Origin of the sequence: Streptomyces sp. CAI-85, from assembly GCF_013363615.1 — a bacterium.
In the GTDB taxonomy this organism is placed as follows: Bacteria; Actinomycetota; Actinomycetes; order Streptomycetales; family Streptomycetaceae; genus Streptomyces; species Streptomyces antibioticus_B.
The window spans coordinates 304,611-320,899 of sequence record NZ_JAANNX010000003.1 but is presented as its reverse complement, the minus strand read 5'-3'; the positions used below and the strand labels follow the sequence as shown (position 1 = coordinate 320,899).

General features: G+C 72.4%; 18 protein-coding genes. 2 read left to right on the top strand and 16 right to left on the bottom strand.

All coding sequences use genetic code 11. The features are described from left to right. Positions 1–37: 37 nt before the first annotated feature. On the bottom strand, positions 38–796 hold the full coding sequence (locus G6W55_RS07015; RefSeq protein ID WP_175519905.1) for an IclR family transcriptional regulator: 759 nt from the start codon (positions 794–796) through the stop codon (positions 38–40). A gap of 105 nt (positions 797–901) precedes the next feature. Here G6W55_RS07015 and G6W55_RS07010 point away from each other — a divergent pair, with 105 nt between their 5' ends. Beyond that, complete coding sequence (locus G6W55_RS07010) at positions 902–1,765, top strand: SDR family oxidoreductase (RefSeq protein WP_175519904.1); 864 nt, start codon at positions 902–904, stop codon at positions 1,763–1,765. 15 nt (positions 1,766–1,780) lie between these two features. Here the strand turns inward: G6W55_RS07010 and G6W55_RS07005 are convergent, their stop codons facing one another. Next, positions 1,781–1,987, bottom strand: a complete 207-nt coding sequence (locus G6W55_RS07005; RefSeq protein ID WP_254876131.1) for a hypothetical protein — start codon at positions 1,985–1,987, stop codon at positions 1,781–1,783. A gap of 173 nt (positions 1,988–2,160) precedes the next feature. Between G6W55_RS07005 and G6W55_RS07000 the strand changes: the two genes are divergently transcribed. After that, entirely contained in the window at positions 2,161–2,871 is a 711-nt protein-coding gene (locus tag G6W55_RS07000) for a DUF6215 domain-containing protein (RefSeq protein WP_175519903.1), read from the top strand. Positions 2,872–2,893: 22 nt separating this feature from the next. On the opposite strand, the gene hypE is transcribed toward G6W55_RS07000, so the two are convergent. The 14 genes from hypE to G6W55_RS06935 form a co-directional block, all read right to left on the bottom strand. Further along, a complete protein-coding gene (gene hypE / locus G6W55_RS06995; protein ID WP_303049888.1) occupies positions 2,894–3,973 on the bottom strand; it encodes a hydrogenase expression/formation protein HypE in 1,080 nt (359 codons plus the stop codon). Beyond that, positions 3,966–5,105 carry a hydrogenase formation protein HypD gene (hypD, locus tag G6W55_RS06990; RefSeq protein WP_175519902.1) on the bottom strand — a complete coding sequence of 380 codons (1,140 nt, stop codon included), beginning with the start codon at positions 5,103–5,105 and terminating at the stop codon, positions 3,966–3,968. Before hypD ends, hypE begins: the two co-directional genes overlap by 8 nt. Beyond that, entirely contained in the window at positions 5,102–5,419 is a 318-nt protein-coding gene (locus G6W55_RS06985) for a HypC/HybG/HupF family hydrogenase formation chaperone (RefSeq protein WP_030787144.1), read from the bottom strand. Before G6W55_RS06985 ends, hypD begins: the two co-directional genes overlap by 4 nt. 36 nt (positions 5,420–5,455) lie before the next feature. Then, positions 5,456–7,810: a carbamoyltransferase HypF gene (hypF, locus tag G6W55_RS06980; protein ID WP_175519901.1), complete on the bottom strand. Its 2,355-nt coding sequence runs from the start codon at positions 7,808–7,810 to the stop codon at positions 5,456–5,458. After that, complete coding sequence (gene hypB / locus G6W55_RS06975; RefSeq protein ID WP_175519900.1) at positions 7,807–8,625, bottom strand: hydrogenase nickel incorporation protein HypB; 819 nt, start codon at positions 8,623–8,625, stop codon at positions 7,807–7,809. The genes hypF and hypB overlap by 4 nt, the downstream gene beginning before the upstream one ends. 5 nt (positions 8,626–8,630) lie before the next feature. Then, the gene (locus G6W55_RS06970; RefSeq protein ID WP_175519899.1) at positions 8,631–9,029 is read right to left on the bottom strand and encodes a hydrogenase maturation nickel metallochaperone HypA; all 399 of its coding nucleotides are present in this window, start codon (positions 9,027–9,029) and stop codon (positions 8,631–8,633) included. A gap of 165 nt (positions 9,030–9,194) precedes the next feature. Then, on the bottom strand, positions 9,195–9,299 hold the full coding sequence (locus tag G6W55_RS39520) for a hypothetical protein (RefSeq protein WP_375372436.1): 105 nt from the start codon (positions 9,297–9,299) through the stop codon (positions 9,195–9,197). Further along, entirely contained in the window at positions 9,296–9,847 is a 552-nt protein-coding gene (locus G6W55_RS06965; RefSeq protein WP_175519898.1) for a hydrogenase maturation protease, read from the bottom strand. Before G6W55_RS06965 ends, G6W55_RS39520 begins: the two co-directional genes overlap by 4 nt. Then, complete coding sequence (locus G6W55_RS06960; RefSeq protein ID WP_175519897.1) at positions 9,844–11,340, bottom strand: hypothetical protein; 1,497 nt, start codon at positions 11,338–11,340, stop codon at positions 9,844–9,846. Before G6W55_RS06960 ends, G6W55_RS06965 begins: the two co-directional genes overlap by 4 nt. Further along, positions 11,337–12,026, bottom strand: coding sequence for a DUF6084 family protein (locus G6W55_RS06955; protein ID WP_175519896.1), 690 nt, complete (start codon positions 12,024–12,026; stop codon positions 11,337–11,339). The genes G6W55_RS06960 and G6W55_RS06955 overlap by 4 nt, the downstream gene beginning before the upstream one ends. Continuing rightward, positions 12,023–12,658 carry a DUF5947 family protein gene (locus tag G6W55_RS06950; protein WP_175519895.1) on the bottom strand — a complete coding sequence of 212 codons (636 nt, stop codon included), beginning with the start codon at positions 12,656–12,658 and terminating at the stop codon, positions 12,023–12,025. The genes G6W55_RS06955 and G6W55_RS06950 overlap by 4 nt, the downstream gene beginning before the upstream one ends. Next, a complete protein-coding gene (locus G6W55_RS06945) occupies positions 12,655–13,242 on the bottom strand; it encodes a hypothetical protein (RefSeq protein ID WP_254876130.1) in 588 nt (195 codons plus the stop codon). Before G6W55_RS06945 ends, G6W55_RS06950 begins: the two co-directional genes overlap by 4 nt. Beyond that, positions 13,239–15,023 carry a nickel-dependent hydrogenase large subunit gene (locus G6W55_RS06940; protein WP_175519894.1) on the bottom strand — a complete coding sequence of 595 codons (1,785 nt, stop codon included), beginning with the start codon at positions 15,021–15,023 and terminating at the stop codon, positions 13,239–13,241. The genes G6W55_RS06945 and G6W55_RS06940 overlap by 4 nt, the downstream gene beginning before the upstream one ends. Positions 15,024–15,118: 95 nt before the next feature. Continuing rightward, on the bottom strand, positions 15,119–16,207 hold the full coding sequence (locus G6W55_RS06935) for a hydrogenase expression protein HypE (protein WP_175519893.1): 1,089 nt from the start codon (positions 16,205–16,207) through the stop codon (positions 15,119–15,121). Positions 16,208–16,289: the final 82 nt, after the last annotated feature.

The following is a 16,289-nucleotide window of genomic DNA, read 5'->3' as shown; positions in this document are numbered from 1 at the left end:
AACGGGTTCGACCCGGGGTGCCACAAGGAGCCGCTTTTCAGATAGTGAGCGACAGGCTCCTCGTGACCCGGTCCGCGGTCGGGAGCAGCCGGGCCCTGACCTCCTCGATCCGGGAGAGCCGGTCCGCGGGCAGGGAGACGCCGAGCGAGCCGAGGATCTGGCCGCTGTAGACGGGGACCGCGACGCAGACCGTGCCGAGGGTGTACTCCTCCAGGTCGGTTACGGCCGGGGCGACGGGCGAGGAGTCGAGCTGGCGCAGGAGTGTGAGGGTGCTGGTGATGGTCCGGGGGGTGAGGTCGGCCAGGTGGTGGCGGGAGAGGTAGTCCTTGCGGGCCTCGTCGTCCAGTTCCCGGAGTACGCACTTGCCGAGGGCCGTGGCGTGTCCGGCGTCCTCGAAGCCGACCCAGAGGTCGACGCGGGGTGTGCGGGGGCCGTCGACGATCTCGGCGACCCGGATCTCGCCCTCCTCGTAGAAGGTGAGGTAGGCGGCGGTCCCGAGCTCGTCGCGCAGCGCGGCGAGGGTGGGGCGGACCCGGCTCAGCAGCGCCTGGCCGCGGCCCGAGGTGTGCAGGGTCTGGAGGCGGTCGCCGAGCACGAAGCCGCCGTCGTCGAGTTTCCGCAGGTAGCCGTCGTGTACAAGGGTGCGCAGCAGGTGGTAGGCGGTGGCCAGGGGCAGGCCGGTCTCCCGCGCCAACTGTTTCGCCGGTGCGCCGTTCTCGTGCGCGCTCACCGCCTCCAACAGGCGGAACGCCCGCTGTACGGAGGTGATCAGCGTCGGGCCGTCACCCATACCCACAGGACCAGCGTGCGCCCGCCGCCCCCGCCGGGCAAGCCTGACGCCGGTCCGCGGCCGCGCCGGGTTCAATGAGCGGAACCAGTCCCCTCCGAAAAGAGGTCCGCCATGACCACCGCATCGCCCGCACCGGCCCTGGTCGTCACGGGTGCCACGGGACGACTGGGCGGACGCGTCGCGCGCCGTCTGGCGGAGCGGGGTGTGCCGCAGCGGCTGCTGGTGCGCAGCCCCGGGCGGGCGCCGGAGCTGCCGGGCGCGACGGTGGCCGCGGCGGACTTCGGGGACCGGGAGGCCGTCGTACGCGCTCTGACCGGCGCGGAGACCGTGCTGATGGTGTCGGCCTCCGAGAGCGCGGACCGGCTGGCCGTCCACCGGACCTTCGTGGACGCCGCCGCGGAGGCCGGCGTACGGCACCTGGTGTACGTCTCCTTCTGCGGGGCCGCTCCGGACGCCACGTTCACCCTGGCCCGGGACCACTTCCACACCGAGGAGCACATCCGGGCGCGGGGGCCGGCGTACACGTTCCTGCGGGACAACCTGTACGCCGACTTCGTCCCGTACTTCGTCGGCGAGGACGGTGTCATCCGCGGCCCGGCCGGACAGGGCCGCGCCGCCTTCGTCGCCCAGGACGACATCGCCGACGCCGCGGTGACGGTCCTGACCCGCCCGGACGACCACGCCGGTGCCGTGTACGACCTGACGGGCCCCGAGTCCCTGACCCTGGAGGAAGCGGCGGCCACCCTGTCCGCGGCCCTCGGCCGGACGATCACCTACCACCCGGAGACGATCGAGGAGGCCTACACCTCCCGCGCCCCTTACAACGCCCCCCGCTGGCAGCTCGACGCCTGGGTGTCGACGTACACGGCCATCGCCTCGGGCGAACTGTCCCAGGTGACGAACGCGATCCCCCACCTCACGGACCACCCGGCGACCCCACTCACCGAGGTACTGCGCACCGCGCACCTGGGCTGACGCCCAGCCGGAGCCTCAGTCGTCGGCAGCCACGACAAGGGTGAGCTGCTCGCCGGCGCGGTCGATGATCACGAACTCGTGGAACTCGTCGTGCACACGTCCCCAGTCATGAATCGCCTCGTCACCGAGTTCACCGAGGTAGTAGACGCCATCGGCCGCGGCCAGGCGGGAGAACACCTCCCGCCGCAGATCCGCCTCGAACGTCGTCCCGGAACTGCTCATGCCCGATCACGGCATCGAGCAGCCCACTGTCGTCCACGGCCCCCGCGGAGACCAGGCAACCCACACGTTCCGTGAGCGCCCGCTGAGATCATGAAACCGGTTCCACTTCAAACGATCAACGGATAAGCTCCCCGCGCGTCACACGGCGCACAGCGTACGGCGGGGGAAAGTACATGGTCGACGAGGTCGTCGAGCCCGAGAAGGGGATGCGTGCGGGGGCCCAGGTGGTCGCCGCGGTGGTTCTGGTGGGTGGGGTCGCGGGGCTGATGTGGGCGCTCGCCGGGGCCTTGCCGCAGGGCGCCGCCGAGGACGAGCGGCCGGCCACCTGTTCCACCTCGACCACCGGGCCGCCGCCCCCGGAGCTGCGGGTCCCCGGCGTGGTCTCCGGTGACCGGCTGTGCACCGCGCTGAACCGGGCCGACCTGCCGGCGCTGCTCGGTACGCCCCAGGAGCACACCGAGACCGCCGACGGGCACGACTTCTCCTTCGAACTGGCCGCCGGCAGCAAGATCGCGATCCCCGAGGCGACCGTCACGCTCGACACGTACTCCGTGAAGATCACGGCGACCTACGACGGTCTGCCGGTCGAGGGGTCGGAGGACCTGCTGGGCGAGGGCGCGGAGTCCAGGACGTTCCTCGGGCATCCGGCGGTGCTGTACTCGAACCGCACCATCGCCTTCAAGGTCGATCTAGGGGGCGGCGACGCCGAGACCGGTCCCGGCGGGATCGCCCGCTCCCTGCTCGTCGCCCCGGATGCCAAGGACGGCGGCGGCTCGTACGAGATCGCCATCTGGCGCCAGGACGACGTCCCTCCCGACGACGCGGCCCTCCTCCGCGTCGCCGAGAAGGTGCTCCCGACCCTGCCGGGCTGGACCCGCGCCTGACGGCGGCCCGCACCTCGTCCGGTCAGCAGATCCGTGGGAGCTGCTCGCCGATCGGCAGGTCCACCACCCTCGTGCCGCCCAGTCCCGTCCGTGCCACCACCATGCCGGGGTGCGTGTCCACCGCCTCGCCGATCACCGCCGCCTCCCGGCCCAGCGGATGGGCGCGCATCGCGGCGAGGACGGCGTCCGCGTGTTCGCGCGGTACGAAGGCGACCAGCTTGCCCTCGTTCGCCACGTACAGGGGGTCGAGGCCGAGGATGGCGCAGGCGTTGGCGACGGCCGCCGGGACCGGGACGGCGCGTTCCTGGAGGACGACGCCCGTGCCGGCCGCCTGCGCGATCTCGTTCAGCGCGGCCGCGAGCCCGCCCCGGGTGGGGTCGCGCAGCACATGCAGGTCCGGCGTGACGGCGAGCATCGCCTCGACCAGCGAGCCGAGCGCCGCGCAGTCGCTCTCGATCTCCACGCCGAACTCCAGGCCCTCCCGGACGCTCATGATCGCCACGCCGTGGACCCCGACGGCCCCGCTGACGATCACGACGTCCCCGGGCACCACGCGTTCGGGACGCAGGTCCACGCCCGTCGGGACGAGGCCGATTCCCGCCGTGTTGAGGTAGATGCCGTCGCCGTGCCCGGACTCCACCACCTTGGTGTCACCGGTGGCCACCTCCACCCCGGCGGTGCGCGCGGCGGCGCCGAGCGCCTCGGCCACCCGGCTCACCACGTCCAGCTCGACGCCCTCCTCCAGGATGAACCCGCAGGAGAGATAGGCGGCGCGGGCCCCGCGCATGGCGAGGTCGTTGACGGTGCCGTTGACCGCCAGGTCACCGATGCTGCCGCCGGGGAAGAACAGCGGCCGCACCACATAGGAGTCGGTGGAGAAGGCGAGCCGCGCACCGCCCAGGGTGACGGCGGCCGCGTCGCCCATCTGCGCGAGCGCCTCGCCGCCGTAGGCGGGGGCGAAGATCTGCTGGACCAGTTCGGCGGAGAGCGCGCCGCCCCCGCCGTGCCCCATGACGACCCGGGGCCGGTCGCGCAGCGGGGCGGGGCAGGTCCAGCCCTCGGGGACGATCGGCGTCACCAGGTGTTCGGTCACCTCAGACAACGGGGGTCACCTCCCGGCCGGCGACAGCGGCAGCCGTCGTGGGCAGTTCGAGACGCCGGTAGAGGTAGTACGCCGCGCACGCGCCCTCGCTGGAGACCATCGTCGCCCCCAGCGGCGTACGCGGGGTGCACAGCGTGCCGAACGCCTCGCACTCGTGCGGTTTCAGCAGCCCCTGGAGGACCTCGCCGCTGCGGCACTCGGCCGGTTCCACGGTCCGGATGCCCTCGACCGAGAAGCGGTGTTCGGCGTCGTGGTCGCGGTACTTGGGCGACAGCCGCCAGCCGCTCGCGGGGATCACCCCGATCCCGCGCCAGGCCCGGTCGGTGACCTCGAAGACGTCCTCCAGCATGGCCCGGGCGGCCGGGTTGCCCTCGGGCCGTACGGCACGGGCGTAGGCGTTGTCGACGGTGTGCTCACCGCGTTCGAGCTGGCGGACGGTCCGGCGGACGCCTTCGAGGATGTCCAGCGGCTCGAACCCGGTCACCACGATCGGCACCCGGAAACGCTCCGCCAGTTCCGGGTACTCCCGCGTACCCATCACGCTGCACACGTGCCCGGCGGCGAGGAACCCCTGCACCCGGCAGTCCGGCGACGCCATGATCGCCTCGATGGCCGGGGGGACCCGGACGTGGGAGACCAGCATGCTGAAGTTGCGGATGCCCTGACTGCGGGCCTGATGGACCGTCATGGCATTGGGCGGCGCGGTGGTTTCGAAGCCGATGCCGAAGAACACCACCTCGCGGTCGGGGTTCTGCCGTGCGATCCGCAGCGCGTCGAGCGGCGAGTACACGACCCGTACGTCACCGCCCTCGCCGCGCACCTGGAACAGGTCCCGGCCGGTGCCCGGCACCCGCAGCATGTCGCCGAAGGAGCAGAAGATCACCTCGGGCCGGGAGGCGATCTCCAGGGCCTTGTCGATGACCTCCAGCGGGGTCACACAGACCGGACAGCCCGGACCGTGGATCAACTCCACCTGTTCCGGGAGCAGTTGGTCGATACCGTGGCGGATGATGCTGTGCGTCTGCCCGCCGCAGACCTCCATCAGGGCCCAGGGCCGGGTCACCGTGGCGTGGATGTCGTCGAGGAGCCGGCGCGCCAGCTCCGGGTTCTGGAACTCGTCGATGTACTTCACGGTTGGTGCACCTCTTCCACGCCGTCCCCGTCCGCCACGCCCGCCTTCTCCGCCGCCGCCATCTCCCAGGCGTCGCCGAACTCCTCCTGGAGCATGCCGAGTTCGGCGAAGAGTTCGAGCGTCTTCAGCGCCGACTCCTCGTCCAGGCGCTGGAGGGCGAATCCGACGTGGACGATGGCGTACTCGCCCACCTGGAGGTCGGGCAGATACTCCAGGCACACCTCCTTGACCACTCCGCCGAAGTCGACGTTGGCCATCCGGGTGCCGTCACGTTCCTCGATGTCCAGCACTCTGCCGGGTACCGCCAGACACATGGTCCTCTCCTCGCTCTGGGGGTCGTCGGGTCTGACTCAGTCCGTGGTCCGCGCCCGGGAGGCCACCATCAACTGGCCCAGCGCCAGGCCCCCGTCGCCGGGCGGCACCCGGTGGTGCCGCAGGACCGTGAAGCCGTCCGCGCGCAGGGCGGCGGAACAGGCCGAGGAGAGCAGCGTGTTGGCGAACACCCCGCCCGTCAGGGCGACCGTGTCCAGACCGTGCCGCTCCCGCGCCCGTCCGCAGATCCGGTGCACCAGGCCGGCCACGGCCCGGTGGAAACGCGCCGCGACCAGCTCCGGCCCGGCGCCCGCCCGCAGATCGTCCACGATCGCCGCGAGCACGGGTGCCGGATCGGCCCGCACCGTGTCCCGCCCCGGGCGCAGCGCGAACGTGTACGCGACGGTGTCCCCCGTCGGCGCCCGCAGCGCCGCGCCCTCCAACTCGACGGCGGCCTGGGCCTCGTAGCCCGAGCGGTGGCAGACGCCCGCGAGCGAGGACACGGCGTCGAAGAGCCGCCCCATGCTGGAGGTGGGCACACAGTTCAGGTTCCGCTCCAACTGCTGTTCCAGCAACCGGAGTTCGTCGGCGGGGCAGGCCGCCGTGCAGGGCAGGTCGGCGGAGCGGGCGAGGCCGGCCGCGCGCAGATGGGACAGCGCCATCCGGTACGGCCTGCGCACCGCGGCGTCGCCGCCGGGCAACGGCACGTCGGCCAGCGCCGCGAAGCGGGTGAAGCCGTCGTAGTCCGCGAGCAGGAACTCCCCGCCCCAGACCGCGCCGTCGTCGCCGTGCCCGGTGCCGTCGAAGGCGACGCCGATCACCGGCCGGGAGCCGTCCAGCCCGTGTTCGGCCATCGCGGCGGCGACATGGGCGTGATGGTGCTGGACGCGGACGACGGGCCGGCCGGCCGCGTTCCGGTCGGCCCACCGGGCGGAGCGGTATCCGGGATGCCGGTCGGCGGCCAGGCGCTCCGGCCGTACGCCCGTGATGGACTCCAACTGCCCCACCGCGTGGGCGAACGCCCGCTGGGTGCCGAGGTCGTCCATGTCGCCGATGTGCGCCGACAGCCAGGCCCGGTCGCCCGCGCCGAGACAGAACGCGTTCTTCAGGTCCCCGCCGACGGCGAGCGCCGGGCCGACCGGGAGGGGCAGGGTGAGCGGCAGCGGCGCGTAGCCGCGCGACCGGCGCAGCACCAGCGGCTCCCCGTCGCAGACGCGCACCACGGAGTCGTCGCAGGGGACATGGATCGCACGGTCGTGGGTGAGCCAGGCGTCGGCCAGGTGCGCGAGCCGCTCCAGCGCCTCGGTGTCGTCGGTGACGATCGGCTCGCCCGAGACGTTCCCGCTGGTCATGACGAGCAGCCGGGGCCCCTCGGGATCGCCGGGCAGGCCGAGCAGGAGGTGGTGCAGCGGGGTGTACGGCAGCATGACGCCGAGGTCGGGGCTGCCGGGCGCGACGGCCTCGGCGTACGCGCCGCCCGCCGCAGCGCCGGGCCTGCGCCGCAGCAGCACGATCGGCCTGGCCGCGTCCTCCAGCAGGCGCCGCTCCTCGGGTCCCGTCCGCACGAGGCCGTGGATGTCGTCCACGCTCCTGGCCATCACGGCGAACGGCTTGTCGCCCCGCGCCTTGCGGCGGCGCAGCAGGCCGACGGCGGCGCCGTTCGCGGCGTCACAGGCCAGGTGGTAGCCGCCGAGTCCCTTGACGGCGAGGATCGCGCCGCGGGCGAGCAGGGCACGAGCATGCGCAACGGCATCGCCACTCGTCTCACCGCCGTCCGCCCCCACCAGCCGCAACCGCGGTCCGCAGTGCGGGCAGGCGACGGGCTGGGCGTGGAAGCGGCGGTCGGCCGGATCGGCGTACTCGCGGGCGCAGTCGGCGCACATCGGGAAGCCGGCCATGGTGGTGTGCGCCCGGTCGTAGGGCAGACCGGTGACGATCGTGAACCGCGGCCCGCAGTGCGTGCAGTTGACGAAGGGATGGCGGTACCGCCGGTCCGTCGGGTCGGCGAGTTCGGCGAGGCAGTCGGCGCAGGTGGCGGTGTCCGGCGAGACCAGGGTGCGGGCCGGGCCCTCGGTACGGGAGGCGAGGATCGTGAAGGCGTCGCCGCCGGTGGCGGGCACCTCCTCGTGGTGGACGGACTCCACCCGGGCCAGCGGCGGCGCCTGGACGGCGATCCGGTCGCAGAACCGGGTCACGGCACCGGCCGCGCCCTCCACCTCGGCGACGACGCCCTCCGGGGTGTTGGTCACATGGCCGACGAGCGCGAGTTCGGTGGCGAGGCCGTACAGATACGGGCGGAAGCCGACGCCCTGCACCACGCCCCGGACGACGATCCGCCGGCGCAGGGCCGGGGCGTCGGCGACGACGTCCGGCGGGGGCGGCGCAGCGCTCACGGCCGGGGGGCGGCCAGCGGGCCGTGGCCGTCCGCCCCGACGCCCTCGCTCAGGCCGGTCCCCGAGCCCGAGCCCGCGCCCGGATGGGGATGGTCGTGCGGGTGCGCGTGGTCATGAAGGCCCTCCGACCGCCGGGCCATGACCGGCACATGCGGAGTCGCGCCCCCCGCCGCCGCCAGCGTCCGGTCGAGCAGCGCACCCACCCCCCGCCCGTCGCGGGCCGAGGTCAGCACCACCTCCACCCCGGGGTTGACCCGCTCCACGTTGGCACGGAAGGCGGCCTCGTCGAATTCGACGGCGTCGGCGATGTCGGTCTTGGTGACCAGGACCAACTGCGCGAGCCCGAAGGCGGTGGGGTACTTGAGCGGCTTGTCCTCGCCCTCGGTCACGGAGGCGAGCACGACCCGCAGGGTCTCCCCCAGGTCGTAGGAGGCGGGGCAGACCAGATTGCCGACGTTCTCCACGAAGAGCACCCGGGTGTCGTCGGGCAGCCAGCCCACCAGATGTCCGGCGAGCATCCCGGCCTCCAGATGGCACAGTCCGTCGGTGAGCACCTGTTTGACCGGGACGCCCGAGCGCGCCAGGCGGGTGGCGTCGTTCTCGGTGGCGAGGTCGGCGGTCAACGCGGCCACGGGCACGGACCGTTCACGGGCCAGCAGCAGTTCGCGTTCCAGCAGCGCGGTCTTGCCGCTGCCGGGGCTGGAGAGCAGGTTGACGACGGTGGTGCCCCGCTCGGTGAGGCGGCTGCGCAGGGTCTTGGCGCTCGCGTCGTTCTTCGCGAGGACGGCCTGCTGGAGATCGACGGCACGGCACATGGTGTTCAGCACTCCTCGGAGATCGGTTCGCGGTCGGACACCGGCGCGGGGCCGCCGTCCTCCCACCGCACGCCGGCGATCCGCAGTTCCCGGCCGGAGAGCAGTTCGACGCCGGTCCCGCCGCACGCGGGACAGATCAGGCTCGGTGGCATGCCGACGGCCCAGTCGTGCGCGCAGGGTGTGCAGCGGGCCCGCCCCGGGACGGACTCGGTGACGAGTTCGGCGCCTTCCAGCAGGGTTCCGGCGCAGGCCAGTTCGAAGCAGAAGGAGAGGGAGTCGGGGACGACGCCGGCCAGTTCGCCGACCTGGAGCCGTACCGTGCGCACCGCCGTGACGTCGCCCGCCTCGGCGGCGGCCGTCTCGACCTGGTCGATGACGGCGAGCGCCACGGACATCTCGTGCATCGGTGCTCTCCCGTCCTGCCGGGGCCGAGGCGTCACAGGCCCGGGCCGGGCTTCATTAGAGGCGAGGGGGCCGGGCGGCCCGGCCAGGCACGCCGTCGCCGGGGGCACGGGTACGCCGTTCGCCGCAAGGACGCGGCGAACGGCGTACCCGGCGCGGCGGCCGGTTCACATACGGCGGATCCGCAGATAGCGCCGGACGTCGGGGAACAGCTCGACGACCACGGCGGCCACGACGAGGGCGGCGGCACCGCCGGCGATGGCTCTCTTCATTGCGCTCTCCTCAGGCTGCTCAGGCTGCTCAGGGTGGTGTCCTCTGTGTCGTGTGCACCGGGAGCGGCCGCGTCGTCGCGCAGCAGCTCCTCGATCAGCTCCACGGCCCTCGGTACGGCGACTTCGACCGGCGCGCTGAGTCCGATCCCCTCCTCGATCGAGGCCGGTTCGCAGCCGACGATCAGGACGCGCCGGGGCGGCCGTCCGTCGGTGCCGGCGCACAGGGTGTCCAGCAGCGCGAGGACCGTGTCGGGGGTCATCCGGTGACCGTCGATCGCCGGGACGCCGCCGCTTCCGGCGCCGGGGCCGTCGTACTCGATGGTGTAGAGGGTGCCGGGGGCCTCGCCGCGGGCCGTGGCGTCGACCAGGACGAGGGTGTCGTAGCCGTCCAGGAGCTGGTAGGCGAGGTGGACGCCGCGGACGCCGATGTCCGCCACCTCGACATGGGTCGGCAGGGGGCGTCCGGTCAGCCGGCGTGCGGTCTCCACGCCGAAGCCGTCGTCGCCGAGGAAGATGTTGCCGATGCCGGCGACCAGGGTGCGCTTCACAGCCCGTCCTCCGGGGGGTCCAGGGCGTCCGCGGGGTCCAGGGGGACGATTTCGTCCGGCTGGAAGTACAGGTAACGGCCCTGTTCGCGACGGATGTCGGCGCCCGGGTCGCCCTCGACGGTCACCGCGAGGTGCACGGCGCCGTCGACGTCGTGCAGCACCGCCTCGACGACGGCGGCGCGGCCCTGGAGGAACAGGTCCTGGGCGTCGGTGTGCCGCAGCCCGGGGCGCAGTTCGACCCGGCTGCCCCGGCCCAGGGAGCGGCCGTCCACGACGATCCGGTCCCGCTCCGGGTCGAAGCCCGCGTCGCTCGCCGGGTCCCACCAGGGGGTGTCGGGGCGCTGCACCCCGTGTTCGTCGGGAAAGCCGGCGAAGCCGACGGCGTCGGAGAACGCGGAGGCGGCGGGGCCGTCCGGCGCGCCGCCCGCCTCGCCCGTGATCTCCCGCAGCCCACGCACGGCCCCGTGCAGCCGTTCCAGCACCTCCGCCGGCATCGAGTCCGCGAGGTCGATGACCGCGGCCGCCCGGGCGTCGGTGCCGCGGGCCTCGCGTTTCTCCTCGTCGGTGAGGGCGGCGGTGCGCAGCGCGAGGATCTCGTCGATCTCGGTGGCGTCGTAGAGCGCGCCGGGGCTCTCCGGGGCGATCGCCGGATGGTCCTCCAGGATGATCGGGGAGGACAGCACGAGGTCCGCGCGGCCGGGTTCGCCGGCGAGGACGGGCCAGGTGTGCAGATTGCGGCAGGCGGCGACCGCGCCCCTGGCCCACTCGGGCGGATCGGTCATCGACAGGAAGGATCCGGAGTCGAGGGCCATGAGGAGGTGGGTGGCGACCAGGGAGTGCGGGAGGGCCGCGTCCCGGTCGGCGGTGTGGCCGGCCGGGGGTGTCCAGGGGGTGGTGTTCTCGATGACGGCGGTCAGGCGCAACACCCGGTAGGGGCCGTCGAGTTCGCGGGCGGACAGCCGTACCCGCCCGGTGATCTCCGCGCACCGTCTGACCAGTCGGCCGACGGTCCGGCCCGCCGCATCCAGGACGGGTTCGGTGTCTTCGCGGGCGGGGCGCCGGAAGAGCAACGTGACGCCGTCGCCGAGGAGTTCGGCGACCGGTGCGACCACCTCGACGCGTTCCTCGCCGCCTTCGTCCCAGGGCACCAGCACCCGGTCGTCCCGGTGGAGTTCGGGGACGGTCTCGAAGTCGCCGTCGGGCAGGGCGCGTTGCACGGTGCGCCGCCGGGCGTGCAGGAAGCGGACCTCGACGGAGAGGGTCGCGCCGTCCTTCGGTTCCATCAGGCATTCGGTGTGCTGGAAGTCGTGTTCCTCGCAGTCGGCGCCCCAGGCCGGCGGCACGAGGACGCCGAACTGCCAGCGCAGCCGGTTCTTGGCGGCCGAGGCCCGGTAGGGGTAGAGCACATAGCCCTCGAAGAGGACGGCGTCGGCGACCTGCCGGGCGAGGGCGAACCGTTCCTCGGTCCGCGGGGCGAAGGCGGTCACGGTCACGGATCGCTCCTTCCGGTCGTGGCGGTGAGCGCGCGCAACGGGTCGAGCGGGGGCGGAGGTTCGGGGGTCTGCGCGAGCAGTGCCTCGACGGTGGCCTGCCAGGAGGGCAGCGCGTGCCGGGAGCGGTAGGCGAGGAGGGCGTCCATGGTGTCGCGCGGGAGCCTGATCCAGCCGCAGCCGGGGAAGTGCTGCTCCACCATCTCCCGCCAGACGCCGACCGGCATGCGGTAGACGGCCTCCCGGTCCCAGGGGACCGGCTCGACCCGGAAGCCGGCGGGGCCGGTGAACGCCGTACCGGAGAACAGCATCAGCAGCGGGACCTCGCCGTCGGTGAGGGCGTCGAGGTAGCGGGTCGCGGCGATGTCCATGTCGTAGGTGCAGGGGACGACGAGGTCCGCTTCGGTCTCGCCGGTGAACGAGGAGACCATCAGGGGGACTTGGGCGAACTGCACGGGGTGGAGGGTGGTGCCCCAGCGGGCGCGTTCGCCGAACAGGTCGGTGAGGGAGCCGGCCTCGGTGCTGTCGTAGCCGCGCCGGGCGGGTTCGATCCGGAGCTGGCAGCGCAGGGCGAGGGCGTGCACGGGGGTGTCGCCGGTCGCGGTGATCCGCAGCCGGAAGACGAGGGTGGGTCCGGCCGCGTACCGGTCCGCGCGGACGCCGGTGCAGGCGAAGGAGAACTCGGTCACGGTCCCACCGCCTGTGCGGCGGGCACCGGGCGGGCCTGCCGTCGTACGTCCGTGAAGAAGGCGTCCAGGGCGGCGCGGGCCTCGGCGCCGCCGTCGAAGCCCTGCCACAGCAGCCGCATCCGGCCGACGAGCGCGTAGCAGAGGTCGATCGGGACGAGATGGCACTCGATGACACCGTCCGTGCGGCGCAACAGGAGGGCCTCCACGTCGGGTTGGAGGAGGTCGGCGAGGCGGGTGCGGCCGAGGACCTCGTTCCAGGTGGCCGGATCGAGTTCGCTCTCGGTGGCTCCGGCCGGGCTCGGGTAGAGGGCGACGAGCCGGTCGAGCGCGGCGTTGCGGAAGAAGAAGGCGACGCCGACGGGGATCTGGAGGGCCTCCCACGCCTGGTCGTCGATGCGGTGGCCGGGGTCGGTGAGCCGACGGTCGGGGACCGCGCGGTAGCGGCCCGCGGCGGCGCCCGGTGTCTCCATGAGCAGCGCGCAGGGGGTGCAGGCGCAGGCCAGGCTGCGCTGTTCGGTGTCGACGAGGTGGCGGTGGTCCTCGGGGACCACCGCCGCGCACAGTTCGCACCGCTCGGGCCGGGGCGGGCGCTCGCCGAGGAATCTGCGCAGGCCGGCGGTGGACGCGTTCACCGGGTGCTCGTCGGTTCGGGGGCGGATCCGATCTGGAGCAGCGCGGGGGCCTGTTCCATGACGACGTCCCTGACCTCGGGCGCGTGGCAGGCTACGGCGGCCCGCGCGGCCTCCTGGGCGGCCGTGCCGGAGCCGCAGCCGCAGCCGCCGCTCGCCCGGGAGCGCAGCCGCAGGGTGCCGCTCTCCTCGTCGAAGGTCACGACCTCCAGATCGTGTTCGCGCAGTCCGGCGACGGCCCGGACGATCCGGGTGTCGCGGTCCTCGGGGTGCAGATCGTGCAGGACGAGCAGGCTGGCCACGAGGTCGTCGCCGAGCAGCCGGGCGGCGGGGTCGCCGGGGGCGTCGGCCAGCAGGTGGAGGACGCGGGCGAGGCCGGCGCCGTAGAAGTCCATGAGGGAGCGGACGAGTTCCTCGGCGGCGGCCGCGGCGGCGGGGTCGCCGCTCGTGGCCAGCCGGTCGAGGATCTCCTCGATCCGCCGCCCGGTCTGCTCGGCGTCCACCGGTCGCGGGGCGGTGGCGGACGCGGCGGACCCGGCAGGCGCGGTGGAGGCGGCGGACGTGGCGGACGCGGTGGGCGCGCTCATCCGCCGAGTCCGCTCAGTCCGGTGGGCACATGCATCGTCTTCACCGTCTTGCCGCCGCCGACGTACATGTGGACGCCGCAGGGCAGACAGGGGTCGAAGCTGCGGACGGCCCGCATGATGTCGATGCCCTTGAAGTTCTCCGGGGTGTTCTCCTCGAAGATCGGGGTGTTCTGCACGGCGTCCTCGTAGGGGCCGGGGGTGCCGTAGGAGTCGCGGACGCTGGCGTTCCACGGGGTCGGCGGGTACGGGTGGTAGTTGGCGATCTTGCCGTCGCGGATGACCATGTGGTGGGAGAGGACGCCGCGAACGGCCTCGGTGAAGCCGCAGCCGATGCTCTCGTCGGGGACCTCGAACTTCTCCCAGGTCTGGGTGCGTCCGGCGCGGACCTCTTCGAGGCCCTTCTCCGCGAAGTGCAGGGCGACGGCGGCGGCGTACGCCTGGAAGTAGGTGCGCGCGCGGTTGCGTTCCAGCGCGTTGGACCACTTCGGGATCTTCCACTCGAAGGTGGTCTCCGGCTTGGTCAGGGTGCGCGGCAGGTTGATGACGACGCTGTGCCCTGTGGCCTTGACGTAGCCGATGTCGACGAGCCCGGACAGGGCGGTGGACCACAGGCGGGCGATGGGGCCGCCGCCGGTGTCGAGGGCGAGGTGCTCCTTGCCGTCGAACCAGCGGGGCGACATGACCCAGCTGTACTTGTCGTCGAAGTTCCGCTTCTGCGGGGCGGGGATGGTGTGCTGGTTCCACGGGTGGCGCGGGTCCACCGGGTTGCCGAGCGGGTCCTGGGTGACGAACTGCTCCTGGCCCTGCCAGTCCTCGTAGTAGGAGCTGCCGAGCAGGATGCGGATGCCGAGGTTGATCTCGGTGAGGTCGTTGGTGACGAGCTTGCCGTCGACGACGACGCCGGGGGTGACGAACATCCGCCGGCCCCAGTCCGTCATGTTGGCGTACGTGAAGTCGCAGTACTCGGGGTCGTTGAGCGCGCCCCAGCAGCCGAGCAGGACGCGTCGGCGGCCGACCTCCTCGTACCCGGGCAGGGCCTCGTAGAAGAAGTCGAACAGGTCGTCGTGGAGGGGGACGACCCGCTTCATGAACTCCACGTACCGCATCAGGCGGCTCATGTAGTCGGTGAAGAGCTGGACGGAGGCGATGGTGCCGACGCCGCCCGGATAGAGCGTGGAGGGGTGCACATGGCGGCCCTCCATGAGACAGAACATCTCGCGCGTGTACCGGCTGACCTGGAGGGCCTCGCGGTAGAACTCGCCCTCCAGGGGGTTGAGCGAGCGCATGATGTCGGCGATGGTGCGGTAGCCGTGCTCGGCGGCGTGCGGGGCCTCGGTGCGCTCGGCGAGTTCGAGCACACCGGGGTTGGTCTCCTTGACCATCTTCTCGCAGTAGTCGACCCCGACCAGGTTCTCCTGGAAGATGTTGTGGTCGAACATGTACTCCGCGGACTCGCCGAGGTTGATGATCCATTCCCCGAGGTGCGGGGGCTTCACTCCGTACGCCATGTTCTGCGCGTACACCGAGCACGTGGCGTGGTTGTCGCCGCAGATCCCGCAGATGCGGCTGGTGATGAAGTGGGCGTCGCGAGGGTCCTTGCCGCGCATGAAGACGCTGTAGCCGCGGAAGACGGACGAGGTGCTGTAGCACTCCGCGACCCGCTTCTGCTTGAAGTCGATCTTCGTGTGGATGCCCAGGGAGCCCACGATCCGGGTGATCGGGTCCCAGGCCATCTCCACCAGGCCGCTGCCGTCGCCGGCCGCCTTCGTGCTCGCTGCCATCGTCTGTGCCGTGCCCTTCGTTGCGGGTGGGGGTGCGGGTGCGTGTGGTTGCGCGGAACCTGCGGGTGGGGGTGCGGATCAGGGGCGACGGGCCGTCACCAGGGCGGCTGGTAGCCGGTGGTGATCTTGTCGCCGGTACGGCGCCACTTGGGCTCCTTGTCCACGGTCCGCGCCGTGATGGTGCGCAGCCTGCGGATGACGGCGCCGTACGCGCCGCTGGCCGTGCTGGAGACCTTGGCACCGGGGGGCTCGTCCATGAACGGCATGAACTTGTCGGGGAAGCCGGGCATGGTGCAGGCGATGCAGATGCCGCCGACGTTCGGACAGCCGCCGATGCCGCTCATCCAGCCGCGTTTGGGCACGTTGCACTTGACGACGGGACCCCAACAGCCGATCTTCACCAGGCACTTGGGCGAGTCGTACGTCGTCGCGAACTCGCCCTGCTCGTAGTAGCCGGCCCGGTCGCAGCCCTCGTGGACGGTCGCCCCGAACAGCCAGGTCGGGCGGAGCTTGTCGTCCAGCGGGATCATCGGCGCCGCGCCGGCGGCCTGGTAGAGCAGGTAGGTGAGCGTCTCGGAGAAGTTGTCCGGCTGGATCGGACAGCCGGGCACGCACACGATCGGGATGCCCGCCTTGGACTTCCAGTCCCAGCCGAGGTAGTCCGGCACGCCCATCGCGCCGGTCGGGTTGCCCGCCATCGCGTGGATGCCGCCGTACGTGGCACAGGTGCCGATGGCGACGACGGCCAGGGCCTTCGGCGCGAGCCGGTCGATCCACTCGCTGGTGGTGATGGGCTGGCCGGTCTCCGGGTTGTCGCCGAAGCCGCACCAGTAACCCTCGGGCTTGATCGCCTCGTTGGGGATGGACCCCTCGACGACCAGCACGAACGGGTCGATCTCGCCGCGCTCCCCCTTGAAGAACCACTCGATGAACGTGTCCGCGCCGCCGATCGGGCCGCATTCGAAGTCGATCAGCGGCCAGTGCACGGCGATCTTGGGCAGGCCCGGCAGCACGCCGAGGACGATCTCCTCGATGCTGGGCTGCATGGCCGCCGTCAGCGCGACCGAGTCGCCGTCGCAGCTCAGCCCCGCGTTGATCCAGAGGATGTGGATCGTGGGGCTCTCTTCGGCGGGCGTGCCCGTGGCGTCGTCAGCGCCCACCGTCTTCGCCTTCGCCTCAGTCATGGGGACCGCCTCCTGGGGAGGTTTGGGATGAAAGCCTTGGTTTTGCCGGTATCCGGCATTTCGACCCTCGACGTTCTTGGTA